This is a genomic window from Halobacillus sp. K22 (assembly GCF_052246795.1).
In the GTDB taxonomy this organism is placed as follows: Bacteria; Bacillota; Bacilli; order Bacillales; family Halobacillaceae; genus Halobacillus.
Window position 1 is genome coordinate 184,958 of sequence record NZ_JBQQCN010000002.1, and the last position, 14,235, is coordinate 199,192.

The window sequence follows — 14,235 nt, forward strand, 5'->3', positions numbered from 1 at the left end:
TGAAAGATGAAGGCTGGATTAGAAACACAGGTCTGGCTTTCATCTTTCTTTTGATGAGAAATCTTAGAGCTTAGTTAATTTTATTGTTGTTCTTATCCCTAATAATAAGTTCATATGGAACTTCTTCAACCGCTGCCTCTTCCTTTTTCAGTTCAATGACCTTGTTTACATACCTCTCGATTTTCTCTACTTTTGCATCGGTATTCCATGTCCACGATCCTACATGTGTTTTAATGATGATTTGCAAAGGTTGAGGGTGGAAGGAGTAAGCAAAACCCCGGTATTCCTCGAAATGCATACTTATTTGGTGCTGGATCGAAGTAAAAACAGGATCCCACGATTGTTCTACCTTTTCACTCTTGCTCTTCTCTGAAAGGTTCACTTGATATTTAATCTTCGTTTTCGCGTAAACTTGCTCAGAAATTGCTTCTTTCCATTTTCTTTTTTCACTCTCGCTACTACTCGCTTCCTGCAGTTGAATGGTAATGGATTCATTTGGAGTGATTTGAACCCAATTGTAAGAAGCTCCTTTTTCTGAAAGAGTATCGGCAGCTATTTTCAACACATGATCCATATCTTTTGTAACTTCGTCATTTTCCCAACTTTCTTCTCTGTTCACATACATGAAATCAAAATTTAAATCCTCTAAACCAATCTCCTTCCCTAAACTAACCAATCGCTCTCTTATATTGTCCTTCTGGGTTTCCAGCAGTTCCTTGTCACTCACTTGGACCGTAAGCTTTCTACCTATCGCCGAGAAGCTCAAATCAACACCAGGGTACCCTTCATTTTTTAAATACTCTGGTCCCTCGCTTAATAGTTTTTTCACTTCTTGCTCCTCTTGTTCTGCTTCTTTCATGGTTTGGACTAAGAGTTTTTCCAATTCCTGTTCGCTCATTTGATCTTTATTAGAGTGGTACAGAAACACAAAAGTGAAAACTACACATGTAATAAGGATGCTTCCTAAGAAAAACCACTTTCCCTTCATTCTATACCTCCCCGGTAATGGTCTCTGTATAGAATGTGTATGTTTCCGTGCACTTTTTATCCTTGATCACAAAGCATAAATAATTTTCCTCTTGTTCCACCTGGAAAAGAAACATTCTTTATTCCACAAATAAAAAGAGTAGGCAGATGCGCTGCCTGTCCATGGAGAATAGATGACTGAATTAAAATTAACAGCCTTGTTCGCAGGTACCACTACAAAAGTGTACTTTTTATTATTTATAGAGAAATTGCCCTTTCCTCCGATGATTCACTGTTTTCCCTCCATGTATGGAGGGAGATTATTTGGTAATTCTTCGAGTTCTTTAAATGATATCTCCTGGTTTCCACAACCTGCTAAAACACCGAAAAATAAAAATGATAATAGAATTAATTTCTTTAATTATTCTTCCTCCTCTAAGTTATGGATTTAGCCCTTGCATATAGGCGAATCTAAAACATCTTTTCTTAAGACAACACACAAACAGTAAATTGAAACAAGTGTTCACTCTACCGAGCAATTACCTTTAATGCAGAAAACAAAAATTCAAGATATTCATAAAAAAATTTAAAAACTTTTGCAGGTGACGTAACGTCATCTATTACTCTGTGAATGAAGGAGGGATTTAAATGAAAAATGTTGATATGTTCTTTCTCAAATCTCCGTGGTCATGGAGAGAACTTGCCAAACTACTTCTATTGGTTTTAGTGATCGTTCCAATTTTTATCGAATACTTTTTAAAGGAATATTTATCAGAGGTGCTGCAGAATAGTCTTTATACAGGAACATTGATAGGATTTATGATGGCACTTACCTTTATGTTTGGATTATATTTAATTGCAATAAGACCAAAAAATCTTAGCTGGCAGGAAGTAGGTCTAAGAAGATTTTCTGCGAATTACTGGAAAGCAATTGTTGGATGGACAATAGGATTAATTTTAATAAGCATTGGAATAGTTATAGCTACAGAAATTTTGATAGGTGTTGGTCCGGAGAATAGTAAAACAGATAGCCTCCAATCAAAAATGAACTTGCTCAACTTCTTAATCGGGTTCGTATCTGCAGCTATTATATCGCCGTTATATGAAGAAATTTTTTACCGGGGGTTCCTCTATCGGTTCTTACGCAGTAAATATGGAATTCCAATAAGCATGATAGGAAGTTCATTTATTTTTATGATCGTTCACATTCCAACTTTCAACACATTACCAATAAATTTTGTCTCAGGGCTTGTATTTGCATGGACATATGAGAAAACAGCTTCTATTGTTCCAGCGATAATCATACATGGAATATTTAATGGACTTGCCATTATCCTTACTGCCTTTGGTTGATGGCATAAGCGTCTTCAATAAAATCTATGACCTTCTGCTTAATTGGATATAGGTTTAGTTCATTTGAAGTTTCTTGAGATCGGCGCACCTCCCAAAACTTGTTCATCAGGTTTTCATCACCTTGAAAGGTTTCCTCTGAGAGGATCTCCATGTCTTCTATAATAAGAAGAGCTTGTTCAGATGCTGCTGAGATATCTTCCTCTATACATAATTCAATCCGTCTAACTAGGTTGATCCATTTTTTTGTAGTAAGGTTATCCTTCTCTAATTTCGGTAAACTCTCATGTAATTTTTCCTGCTCTTCCTGAGAGAAATAGGAACTCCATGGTCTATTCTGTGCCGGAGGGAGGATTAGAGAGATTAAATCCTTCCAATTAATTGTACCTTCTAACTTAAGAATATGTAGTAACGAATTTGTATGAGCAATTGATTTCTGCGCTTTTAGTAGCTGCTCTTCCAAATACGATCGGTGTGCGGTTAGAATCGAATCTGTCGATCGGTTTTTTATAATTCTTTTTATTTCTTCGAGTGGTAGAGCAAGGGATTTAAGTAGAATAACCTTTTCAAGAATTAAACAGTCCTCTTCAGAATAGAGTCGTTTTCCTCCTTCGCCTAATTTAGATGGACGAACAAGGCCGATTTGATCGTAATATCTAATTGTCCTAATCGAAATTTTGAACCGCCGGGCTAATTCCCCACTTGATATATACATGGTTTTCTCCCCTTACCTTTATAATAATTGTTATAGATTTCTTCTTAGAGTTCTCCCAGGTAAACCTTCAATTTCACATATTTTTTCAGTATTTAATTAAGCACACTACATGTACGAAGTAGATCTATTTTTGTTTCACAACCCCTATCACCTTATAACCCTTGACTTATCCTCCTCCTTTAAATATTTACCCCTTATCAATAATGGTAACTTAGGTAAGATTTATCCTTTTCCACCCTGCCTCTTTAGCATTCCAAAAATAAAAGAACCTTTTAACATTTTGTTAATTGTCAGACAATTACATGCTTGGTATAGTGTATAAAAATACGAGGAGGGGAAAATTTTGGAGATTAATGGAAGCAGATTTGCAAAGCACATTAACACGTTAGCTGAAATCGGGAAAATTGGAGAAACAGGCGTTTGTCGATTAGCCCACTCGAAAGAAGATCGTCAGGCGGTCGATGTCGTGAAAGGCTGGATGGAAGAAGCCGGATTAGAAACCCGTATCGATTGTTTTGGTAACCTGGTTGGTCGATTAGATGGAAAAGATAAAGACAAACCAATTATCATGCTCGGTTCTCATATCGACTCCCAGCCCTATGGCGGTCGTTTTGACGGTACCGCCGGTGCATTAGGCGGCATTGAAGTTGTACATACGTTGAAAGATAAGGGGATCGTCCCGAACCGCACGATCGAAGTGGTATGTTTTTCTGATGAAGAAGGATCAAGGTTCAATAAAGGAGTCTTTGGTGTCCGCGGTTTGATTGGGCAATTGGAAGAAGGCGAGCTTGAGCGTAAAGATAAAAATGGAGTGACTAGATTAGAAGCTTTGCGCGAGTTCGGCGTGGAACCAGACGTAACTCAAAGCCCTGTCTATCAGCCTGGCGATATTGAAGCCTTCCTTGAATTGCATATTGAACAAGGGCCCGTCCTAGAAGCTAACAACAAACCAGTGGGCATTGTATCCGCTATTTCCGGTCCGATCTGGCTGACAGTCACCCTCGAAGGGTTTGCAGGCCATGCAGGATCTGTGCCGATGAATCTAAGACAAGATGCCTTCCTTGGAGCCGCAACCATCACGAAGGAGTTCAATGAACTAGTCCGGAACGAAGGAACCCCCAATACAGTTGGAACCGTCGGCAGCATCCAGAACTTCCCCAACTCCCGTAACATTATTTCTGAAAAAGTAGAGTTCACTATTGATCTAAGAGACATCGATATAGAAGCTCGTACAAACCTTGAGAAGAAGCTCTATCAAATTATTGAAAAGACAGCGGCAGAACATAATTTGGAATACTCCGTGACCGAAGATACGAAAAGTGAACCCCGTTACTGTGCGGACTGGATCAAAGATATTATGAAACAAGAAGATGAAAAACTCGGGTTTAATTCTCCCGTACTGATGAGTGGTCCTTTTCACGATGCCCTGTTCATGTCCTACATCAGTGACTATGGCATGATTTTCGTCCGTTGTGAAAAAGGGATCAGCCATAACCCGCTCGAGTTCGCGGAAATGGATGATCTCCAAAAAGGGGTCGAATTGCTATACCATACAGCAGCAAAAATCGCTCAGTCATAAACGGAGGGAGACCAATGAAAGCAACCAAAATTTTTGTAAACGGGGAAGTCTTTACTGCGGATGCTGATGGCAGCGTCGCTGAAGCAATCGCTATCAATGGTATTCATATCATTCACGTTGGAAGCACCACTGAAGTTATGAAATTGGCCGACGAACAGACAAAAACCTTCGATTTAGAAGGTAGCTCTCTTTTACCAGGTTTCATCGATGCACACGCCCATCTCGAATTATATGGAACTAACCAGCTCGGGGTGAACTGCAAAACAACAGAAAGTATCGAAGAACTACAGGCAAAATTACGCTCCGCCGCTGAACAAACCCCAGAAGGAGAATGGGTCCGTGGATGGGGCTATAATCAAAATCATTTGTCAGAAAAAAGACACCTGACGAAGTACGATTTGGACAATGTGTCCAAATCCCATCCTATCATTGTCGTAAGGACGTGCGGCCATATCTCTTGTGTGAATAGTAAAGCGCTCGAACTGGCGGGGCTGACCAATGAAACTCCTGATCCCCCCGGAGGTACATTCCATAAGAAAAACGGAGAATTATCAGGTCTCTTACTAGAAGCCGCTCACATGAACATATTCCAACTTGCCGATTATTCCGAGGAAGAAGTAATGCAAGGATTGGAAATAGCCTCTGATGACTTTCTCAAACACGGAATTACCAGCGTCCATGACGCCGGAGGCTATGGAACAAAACATATCCGTTATCTACAAAAAGCGGTAACAGAAAACAAAATCAAACAACGTGTATACGCTTTGTATGGATCATTGTATGAGTCCCCATCAATGGTGGAAGCAGGAATCGAAAGCGGCATAGTGACAGGGCTTGGCGATCACCGCTTCAAAGTCGGCCCTGCCAAAGTGTTTATAGACGGAAGCAGCAGCGGACCTACTTGTAAAATGCGAGAAGCCTACACCAGCCACCCAGAGGATTCCGGTATTTTATACATGGATCAACAAGCCTTAACGGACAGCTTAGGTGCTGCCCATCGTCTAGGTTGGCAAATCACGGCCCACGCGATGGGGGATGAAGCAGTTGAGATGCTTCTCCATACAATAGAAGAATCCCTAACCTCTCAACCTAGGGATGACCACCGCCACCGTCTGGAACATTCCGGGTTCACTCCGGACGACCTTTTACAAAAAGTAAAAACCACTCGTTCCATACCGATACCAAATCCAGCTTTCCTTTATGAATTTGGCGATGGGTATTTAAACGATTATGGAGATCGAGTCCGTTACATGTTCCCATTAAGAAGTTTCGTAGATCATCAAGTACCTTTTGCTCTTGGTTCAGACAGTCCAATAACGAGTGCGAATCCATTACTCGGAATGTATGCGGCGATGACTCGTAAAAGTAAAAGCGGAGAGTCTGTAGGAATGGAACAAAGTATTTCCATTGAAGAAGCGATTAGAGCCTACACTTGGGCAGGCGCTTACGCAAGTTTTGAAGAAAATCAGAAAGGGAGTCTTGAAACCGGAAAGCTCGCCGACCTTGTAGTGCTGGACCGCTCCATTCTATCCTGTCACCCAGAAGAGCTTCTGAACACAAGCGTCGATATGACGGTGCTTAATGGTGAGATCGCCTACCATAAATAATAGGAGGATGCTCATTGAGGAAAGAAAAGTTTGTAAAAATTTACTGTTTGTCGTTGCTTGCCCCGTTTTTGCTGATGGTCTTTCCTTTGTTTGCACTCGGAAACAGGGAAACCCCATTCATCATAGGGCTTCCATTCTCAGTTTTTTGGGTGATTTTCTGGATCATTATCACCTTTATTATCGTTTTATTATTGTATCGAATCGATCCAGATAAAGACGAAGAGGGGGTCAAGTAAATGGGACAGTGGCAAATTGCAATGATCATGATGATCGGCTATCTCGTTGTCGCCCTTTTCATCGGGGTTATGGCCGGTCGCAAGCAAGATAAAGAATCGTTAGAAGAATTTACAGTCGCCGGAGGAAACCTCGGACTATTTGTCATGTGGTTCTTAATGGGCGGCGCAGTATTCAGTGCCTTCTCTTTCTTAGGGGCACCGGGATGGGCCTTCTCGCGAGGAGCTCCGGCGTTGTATATTATCACCTACACCGCTTTCGCCATCCTGCCCTGGTATATCATCGGACCAAAGATTGGGAAAATCGGCCGTAAACATAACATCTACACCGTCTCAGGATTCTTACAAAAACGGTACACTAGCCGTGTGCTGGCTATGCTGATCGGTATTATCACGTTGCTTGCTTCCATCCAATACCTGGCTACACAAATGAAAGGGATGGCATACATATTTAACATCATGACAGAGGGGCGAATCCCGTTTTGGCTTGGGGCCCTTTTATCTTACGGAATTGTTGTGGTTTATGTAGCAACTGGGGGCTTACGAGCTGCAGCCTGGTCGGACGTTTTCCAAGGAATTCTCATGATCGTCATTTCCTGGACCGTCGGTCTGACCATTGTCAATCAGCTTCATGACAGTGTACCGAAAATGTTTTCCAATTTAACGGAAACGAACCCAGGATTTCTGCAGATTGGCACGGAAGGATCTACCATGTCAGCGATGGCCTACACAACCACAATTTTGGTTTCCACCATCGGGTTTCTCATGTGGCCGCATTTATTCTCCAAGTCTTATGCCACTAAAGCTCGTACAATTAAGAAAACGGTCCTTGTTTATCCAGTTTTCGCCCTTTTCCTGATCCCATTACTATTTGTCGGTTTTTCTGCGGTGAACGTTATCGACTCCTCCCAAATTGGTTCGCCCGATGAAATCTTGCCTTTCTTGATTACGACTGTTCTCAACCTTCCCGGTTGGGTATATGGACTCGTGGGAGCCGGTGCCCTTGCAGCTGCAATGAGTACCGCTGATGCCATTACACATAGCGCTTCTCTTGAGTTCACGGATGGCTTTGTCAGGAATGTAAAAAGGGATCTATCGTCTAAGAAGACACTTTTGATCATGCGTATCGGTGTTTTCGTCATCGGTGGCCTTGCCTATTTCATTACTGTATTCGGCGGCCAGGGTCTCATCGCCCTTTTGCTTGGAGCTTATGGTTCGATCGTACAATTTGCACCAGGTGTTTACGCCGCTTTGTATTCAAAGCGTGTCACTGCACCGGCAGTTATCACCGGTCTTATCGCAGGTACTGTAGTAAACTACTACTATCAACTAGTTGCTGAAAGCCAGCCGCTCGACATCAACCCAGGGATCTTGGGACTAATTTGTAACCTAGTCATTGTCTTCATTATCAGTGCCTTTACCCAAGTGAAAGAAATGCCTATGGCTGAAGAATATAGAAAAATCGGTTCATAAAAGATAAGAATCCCCTCCATATTTAATCTTGGAGGGGATTCTTTATGTTCTAACTTGTTTGCTAAATGTAAGGATCTAAAATTGTCCATGTAATCGTACTCAAATCCATGACATAATAGCTACACCAACTAAAATAATTATGACTAAGCTCCTAACTTTACTCTTATTCCACATCATTATTACCGAAGTAACTCCAGCAATTGCCAACAAAGATATACCAGTGTACTTGAAGATATCTATCGAAAGCAGATTGCCCAGAGAAGATAAAAACGCACCAATCGTAAGAAAGCCGACGGTGAAAATGGAATGGAATGATTTAAAATCGTCTATTGCCTCATTCCTTTCACTTTTATCCATTCTAAAATAAGTTACTCCAACCACTACACCAGGAGTTCCCCATAAAATAATAAAACTAATCAAGGAATCTATTCCAATTTCCAAAATGATTCCCTCCGTAACTTCTTGTAACTAAGGTTTTGAAATAACATAAGATGTTCCAACCTTAGTAGAAATATTTGACGTGGCTCTAACATTTGTTGAATAAGATTACTTTGTTCTTGATTGTAGATATTTCTGGGTTAGCAATCCTGCATTAAAGACAGATATAATCATGATGAAGTAAAAGAGTACACGAACTTCCAAAAACCTTTCTTCACCCGTAAACTCAACATAAAAAATGAATGACATATAAACCCTATGGCGGTTAACAGTGTTAAGATCAACTGTCCTTTTAAAGACTTAATCATGCTGCTCCCTCCTCTTTTTCAGGTTTATTTCTTAGAGTCTTGTTGTACCAGGTAGTAGAAGTATGGAGTTTGAAAAAATTCTTAACCAGGACTTCTATTCTTCCTAATAAAGTTTAGACGACTAGTTGTTAGCTTGTGCTCTCACTTTTTCTAATGCCCCCGGTCTATACTTATTACTAGTAAAACCACCTATAATTAAAATAATTACGCTGCTAATTAAAATAGGCATAACTATGACAGAAGCCACAGCCCCTGCTCCAATTCCGCCGCCAAAGCCTAAAAATGATATAAGAAGTACGAGAGGAGCACCTAAGATCATAGCAAAGCCAGTTGTAATTCTATTTGCTTTATCTGAGATCGAAAATAAAGTAAAAAACGTAATAATAGTACCAATAGCAAGAGTTAGAAATACAATAACCAACCATTCCAACATGAATTGGATCCCTCCATCTATAGTGCTCACTATTAACAATAACAAAATATGGAATTTAAATTGCGGTTTATTTAAATTCCTTCATACAAATAAGATGATTTCTATACTATGTAATCGCGCTCCTACATGAACAACCCAGAGTACTTTTACCCTTGGAATGTATAGGAAGCAGAAGATTGAAGCAGACTTTCTACCCCACCCGTATGGTAAGGCATACGTTTGTTGGTGGTATCTATATCTATCCATTTAATTTCATCTATTTCATCTTTATGTAACAGCTGGATTACACCTTCAACCACCTTCGCTTTGAAAGTAATAAACAAAGCATGATGGCCTTTATCCTTAAAAAAGCCTTCATTCACAGCAGCTATGGTTTCAATTTTAATCGTTAAATTTGTTTCTTCTTTGGTTTCTCGAATGGCTGCCTGTTCTAGTGTTTCACCTTTTTCTACGGCGCCCCCAGGAAGTGACCAACCACTATCCTTATTTTTCACCATCAACACTTTCTTTTCAGTTTCATCAAAAATAAATGCGTACGCTACATCCACTCGCTCCACTTACAATCACCCTTTACTCAACAAATATCTATCAACATGAGTGGCGCTTATTTCTTCCTTTAGCGAGTTTCCCACTCATAGTTTGACTCTTGAATTACTTCTAACAGGGAATTGGTTCCTTCTATTTCATACAAACCTCCAAGCGCGGAATCATTTCCATTTTTATTATCCCACACGTCGATTCTCTCCTCCCCGACGGCAACGGTGATCTCATAGTTTTCCTCTGTTCTCAGCCTTAAGGAGTATTGAACATTTGGTGCATCACCCACTTTTGTTAAATCCATAGCCGAAGCGTTCTTAATGATTTTCTCTATCTCCTCCCGGTTTGTGATCGTAGTAGATTCATCGCCAACACTTGAGATATAAACTTCGCTGATTATCTCAGACGAGGTTAATTCCTTATGGATTAGTTCTCCAAATGTTGTCGCTTCCGTTCTATTCACCACCAAAAAAGCAACAATCCCTACCATAATAATTACGCTGACGAGTCCCATAACCTTTTTCATATATCTCCTCCTTCATTAAAACGACTTTCAACATACGCCCTCATTTTTAACCCTACGTCTCAATTCTCCTCCCGCAGGTACACGGACAGCCTTTCTATCTCTTTCCAGACTAAATCCGCTAAGTCTGAAATGAATGATGGTTTCATATCCTTAAAGTAAATAATGTTTTATTTTTAAGGAGGCTCCATCATGAGCGTAGCTTTATTAATCATTCAAGTACTTTTAGGTATCGGATTTTTAATGTTCGGCTTCATGAAGTTCAGCTCAAAGCAGATGGTTGATGAATTCCAGCGCTATGGCTATGCATCTTCCTTTCGCATCTTAACAGGATTGATTGAAGTAACGGCTGCCGTCTTAATGATTGCAGGGATTTGGGTAAGTGTACTCGCACTGATTGGCGCAATTCTAATTATCGGCACAATGATCGGCGCCATCTTCACACATTTCAAGGTAGGAGACCAACTAAAATCCATTATGATGCCTGCTACACTGCTGCTTTTGGCGATAGCATTCGTAGTTTTTGGATATCAACTACTGAACTGGTAATGAATTGCCCCTCAAACAAGTCAACGTAAGTTGGCTTGTTTTTTCTATCTGAAAGAATGATCTACTGCCCTTTTATCTAAATACCACACTGTTCCGCTTCAAGAACCGCTCGTCGAACGTAATCGGTATCCCTTCCCCATCTTTCTCCGCATGAATGTGCAGGTGGGGTTCTGTTGTATTGCCTGTATTGCCGACTTCTCCAAGACGGTCTCCTGCGCTCACTTTATCCCCTTCTTCTACCTCCACCGTGCCAGGCTTCATATGAGCTATGTGAATCTCCACGCCTTTACATGACAAAATTACATGGTTGCCGGCAGCGGATGCCTGTTTATTCGGAGTCTCCTGCGGTGAGATATCTTCATATTCATCGACCGCGGTGGTGACCTCGCCGCTGCATGGACTATAAAGCGCAGTCCCATAAATCTTATAATTTTCTAAATTGGCCGGTGAAAGACCTGATGCTCTCATTCCCCACGGATTTAACTGCAAAATATCGTACGCATATTGCTGGGGCAGGTACTCGTTATGATAATTAATGGAAGGATCGGATCCACCATGGCCGAATGCATACACCCCGTCCTTCATCGGGAACGAAAGTTCAATAGCCTCATCCCAGTCTGGCAGGATATAGCCGGACAAGCCATTCACGGCTATCATGCCAAAATAGATAACCAGAACAATACTGATACCTACGGAAAATTTGTAGCTTTTACCTTTCTTCGGGCCTTTCTTTGGTAATAAAGGGATTCTCTTTAAAGTGAAAAAGGAAACCACAATAAACAGAATCGGCCAGATCAACCGTAAGTAATAGATATAAATATGCCAGGGGCCAATGATAAAAATGAACGCCATAAACATGAACACGGCCAGCCAGTCCAAAACCAGCTGCTTTCTGCTGGCAAAGTCCGTTTTCAATAAATGATGAAATAAAAACAAGGGTAAGATCGTGTAAATCGCTGCCTGAAACCAAATCATAGAGTATGAATTCCTTCCTTACTATATTTTAACGGGAATCACTTGGTGCAGTGATCCCTTCCTTTGTCATAGCTGTTTACTCGGATAACTGCCATGATCTTCATATTCTTCTACGATTAACCTGAGGGTAAGTTTCAATAGATCTGGAAAAACTACGCGTACAACATTCGGTACTTGATGGGATGGACCAGATTACACATATCTAATCCTATTCTCCTATTCCTTCATATCAAACTATAACCGCCTTTATTATTCACCACCGTTCAATTTTGCAAAAACTGCATATACAATTTCTATACACTGAAAACCCTTTCATTATGATAAGAACCCCGTTATACTAGGTTTATAAGATGATCATCGAAGAAACAAAAGTATAATTATGCAAAAATTACCACCTTTAGAATCAACGCAAGGAGGATCCTCATGGTACTGGATAAAAGACGTGCACACTTGTTATCCATTATTAAACAATCCTCTGATCCGATACCAACGAAAGATCTAGTTGCCAAAATGAAAGTTTCGCAGCGCACCATTTATTACGATATTGATCAAATTAACGATTGGCTGCGTACTCAGAAACTGGATCCTATTGAAAGTAAACATGGTGAGGGACTGTTTTTGCCTCCTTCATCTAAAGCAGAACTCATGCACGAATTGGATCAGAGCTTTGATGATTGGCAGTATCAGCTATCTAAACAGGAACGAGAAGTTCTGATTAAAGCGAAAATATTACTGGAAGAGCAAGATGCCTCAATGCAGACGTTTATGGATCTTACGAGTATGAGCCGCGGAACGGTTGCCAAAGTGATCAAAACGATCAAACAAGAATTCAAGGAAGCCGGTTTGCGGCTGTATTACGACAAACAGTCAGGGTACCGTTTAAGCGGCCCTGAAGATGCGAAAAGGACCATACTTTCCAATATTCTGGCTACCGTTCTATCGCAGCAGGACTGGCAGAATGTCAGAAATGAAATTCAAAAAATGATCCTGCCCGGCAGCGATACACGGGAAAAAGAAACAGATCAGTGGCATTCAGTAAGACAATTGCTTATGGAAGCTGAAAAGGAATTAGGTTTAACGCTGACCGATGAAATGATGGAGATCCTCTCCTTACAGATCTTAATGATCATGAAGCGAATTGATTCAGAAAAGTATATTTATGTTCAATCCGCAGAGAAAGAAGTTCTGCAGCAGACGAAAGCTTATCAAGCTTCCCTGCTGATTGCGAATAAACTCGAAGCCTTACGAGGGGTTTCTTTTCCAGAAGACGAAGTTTATTTCATTACGATGAACCTCCTGGGATCGAAAGTCCAGCACGATGACTTCAGCCGCTATACCGAGCAGGAATTAGCCGGACTGAAAGAGGTTGTGCAGCAGATGATTGCCGATTTTCAACTGTATTCCTGCGTAGTATTTGATGACAAGGAAGCGCTTGAAGAGAATATGATCTCTCATATTAAGCCCACTTATTACCGTCTCAAGTACGGGGTGCATATCGCGAATGACTTAGCGGAGACCATCCAGGAAAACTACCCGGATATTTTCCATTTAACAAAACGAGTGATGAGACACCTGGAGATTTATATCGGGAAACCAATTCCTAATGAAGAAGTGGCTTATATTACCTTACACTTCGGCGGATGGCTCACCAAAGAGAAAAAGCAGGTCGAAACCAGGCTCAGCGCGATTATCGTTTGTGAAAATGGGATTGGAACGTCCCATATGCTGCGCACCCAGTTGGAGAATTTAATTGCCGGACTCAATGTCATCACGACCCTGTCAACGAGAGAGTTTCAAAACAATGAATACCAGGCTGATGTGATCTTTTCAACAAATTATATTAAACCGAAAGATATTCCCGTTATTCATGTTCCAGCCATATTAACAAATATCGAAAAAGAGCAGGTCATGCAAAGGGTGAATGAACTATTCGACTCCAAGCCATCTGATAAAAAACCAGTCGACCACATGCTCGAAGTCATCGAACGCTATGCGACGATTCACCAGAAGAATGAATTGAAACAGGAATTGATTCACATATTAGAACAAACCACTCCCGGAACAAAGGAGATTCAAAAGCCTATGCTCAATGAATTATTAACCAAAAAGACCATTCAATTAAAAGACCAGGTGTCAAGCTGGGAGGAAGCCATTAAAACGGCCGCTCAGCCGCTGATCGAGCAAGAATCGATTCAGCCGGAATACGTGCAGGCGATGATTGATAACGTAAATGAGTTAGGTCCCTATGTCGTCATCGCACCGGGAATCGCCATTCCCCATGCGCGTCCTGAAGCAGGAGTCGAACGGCTCGGGATGAGTTTCCTGCGATTGAAAGATCCGATTTATTTTTCAGACCAAGAGAAACACCGCGCTCAGTTAGTAATTGTTCTAGCAGCTATAGATAACCAAACCCATCTGAAAGCATTAGCACAGCTCACGGAATTGTTATCGAATGAAGACAATGTGGATAAGCTAATTGCAGCGGATGATCAGGAAACCGTTATTGAAATTATCAACCAATCCGTAGAAGGATAAAAATTTGAGGAGGA

Annotated in this window: 14 protein-coding genes; 7 read left to right on the forward strand and 7 right to left on the reverse strand. The window is 41.0% G+C overall.

Features of this window, described 5'->3' with window-relative positions; genetic code table 11:
- Nucleotides 1-70: 70 nt before the first annotated feature.
- Nucleotides 71-988, reverse strand: coding sequence for a DUF4030 domain-containing protein (locus ACTWPM_RS02590; protein ID WP_443131501.1), 918 nt, complete (start codon nucleotides 986-988; stop codon nucleotides 71-73).
- A 626-nt stretch (nucleotides 989-1,614) separates the two neighbouring features.
- Between ACTWPM_RS02590 and ACTWPM_RS02595 the strand changes: the two genes are divergently transcribed.
- Nucleotides 1,615-2,319 (forward strand): lysostaphin resistance A-like protein, encoded by a 705-nt coding sequence (locus ACTWPM_RS02595; RefSeq protein ID WP_443131502.1) that lies wholly within the window; start codon nucleotides 1,615-1,617, stop codon nucleotides 2,317-2,319.
- Here the strand turns inward: ACTWPM_RS02595 and ACTWPM_RS02600 are convergent.
- Nucleotides 2,303-3,031, reverse strand: coding sequence for a MerR family transcriptional regulator (locus ACTWPM_RS02600; RefSeq protein WP_443131503.1), 729 nt, complete (start codon nucleotides 3,029-3,031; stop codon nucleotides 2,303-2,305). The two genes, ACTWPM_RS02595 and ACTWPM_RS02600, sit on opposite strands and share 17 nt — an antisense overlap.
- 343 nt (nucleotides 3,032-3,374) lie before the next feature.
- Here ACTWPM_RS02600 and ACTWPM_RS02605 point away from each other — a divergent pair, with 343 nt between their 5' ends.
- The 4 genes from ACTWPM_RS02605 to ACTWPM_RS02620 are packed head-to-tail and all read left to right on the forward strand — an operon-like array spanning nucleotide 3,375 to nucleotide 7,923.
- Nucleotides 3,375-4,610: a M20 family metallo-hydrolase gene (locus tag ACTWPM_RS02605; RefSeq protein WP_443131504.1), complete on the forward strand. Its 1,236-nt coding sequence runs from the start codon at nucleotides 3,375-3,377 to the stop codon at nucleotides 4,608-4,610.
- Nucleotides 4,611-4,624: 14 nt separating this feature from the next.
- Nucleotides 4,625-6,217: an amidohydrolase gene (locus ACTWPM_RS02610; protein WP_443131505.1), complete on the forward strand. Its 1,593-nt coding sequence runs from the start codon at nucleotides 4,625-4,627 to the stop codon at nucleotides 6,215-6,217.
- 14 nt (nucleotides 6,218-6,231) lie between these two features.
- Nucleotides 6,232-6,453 (forward strand): DUF3311 domain-containing protein, encoded by a 222-nt coding sequence (locus ACTWPM_RS02615; RefSeq protein ID WP_443131506.1) that lies wholly within the window; start codon nucleotides 6,232-6,234, stop codon nucleotides 6,451-6,453.
- On the forward strand, nucleotides 6,454-7,923 hold the full coding sequence (locus ACTWPM_RS02620; RefSeq protein WP_443131507.1) for a sodium:solute symporter family protein: 1,470 nt from the start codon (nucleotides 6,454-6,456) through the stop codon (nucleotides 7,921-7,923).
- Nucleotides 7,924-8,022: 99 nt separating this feature from the next.
- On the opposite strand, the gene ACTWPM_RS02625 is transcribed toward ACTWPM_RS02620, so the two are convergent.
- The 4 genes from ACTWPM_RS02625 to ACTWPM_RS02640 form a co-directional block, all read right to left on the reverse strand.
- A complete protein-coding gene (locus ACTWPM_RS02625) occupies nucleotides 8,023-8,364 on the reverse strand; it encodes a hypothetical protein (protein WP_443131508.1) in 342 nt (113 codons plus the stop codon).
- 426 nt (nucleotides 8,365-8,790) lie between these two features.
- On the reverse strand, nucleotides 8,791-9,102 hold the full coding sequence (locus ACTWPM_RS02630; protein ID WP_443131509.1) for a hypothetical protein: 312 nt from the start codon (nucleotides 9,100-9,102) through the stop codon (nucleotides 8,791-8,793).
- Nucleotides 9,103-9,248: 146 nt separating this feature from the next.
- Nucleotides 9,249-9,659: an NUDIX hydrolase gene (locus tag ACTWPM_RS02635; protein WP_443131510.1), complete on the reverse strand. Its 411-nt coding sequence runs from the start codon at nucleotides 9,657-9,659 to the stop codon at nucleotides 9,249-9,251.
- Nucleotides 9,660-9,718: 59 nt separating this feature from the next.
- Nucleotides 9,719-10,165: a hypothetical protein gene (locus tag ACTWPM_RS02640; RefSeq protein WP_443131511.1), complete on the reverse strand. Its 447-nt coding sequence runs from the start codon at nucleotides 10,163-10,165 to the stop codon at nucleotides 9,719-9,721.
- Nucleotides 10,166-10,354: 189 nt separating this feature from the next.
- Here ACTWPM_RS02640 and ACTWPM_RS02645 point away from each other — a divergent pair, with 189 nt between their 5' ends.
- Nucleotides 10,355-10,711 (forward strand): DoxX family protein, encoded by a 357-nt coding sequence (locus ACTWPM_RS02645; RefSeq protein ID WP_443131512.1) that lies wholly within the window; start codon nucleotides 10,355-10,357, stop codon nucleotides 10,709-10,711.
- A 72-nt stretch (nucleotides 10,712-10,783) separates the two neighbouring features.
- Here ACTWPM_RS02645 and ACTWPM_RS02650 read toward each other — a convergent pair whose 3' ends face one another.
- Nucleotides 10,784-11,686: a M23 family metallopeptidase gene (locus ACTWPM_RS02650; RefSeq protein ID WP_443131513.1), complete on the reverse strand. Its 903-nt coding sequence runs from the start codon at nucleotides 11,684-11,686 to the stop codon at nucleotides 10,784-10,786.
- Nucleotides 11,687-12,109: 423 nt separating this feature from the next.
- Between ACTWPM_RS02650 and ACTWPM_RS02655 the strand changes: the two genes are divergently transcribed.
- Nucleotides 12,110-14,221: a BglG family transcription antiterminator gene (locus ACTWPM_RS02655; protein WP_443131514.1), complete on the forward strand. Its 2,112-nt coding sequence runs from the start codon at nucleotides 12,110-12,112 to the stop codon at nucleotides 14,219-14,221.
- Nucleotides 14,222-14,235: the final 14 nt, after the last annotated feature.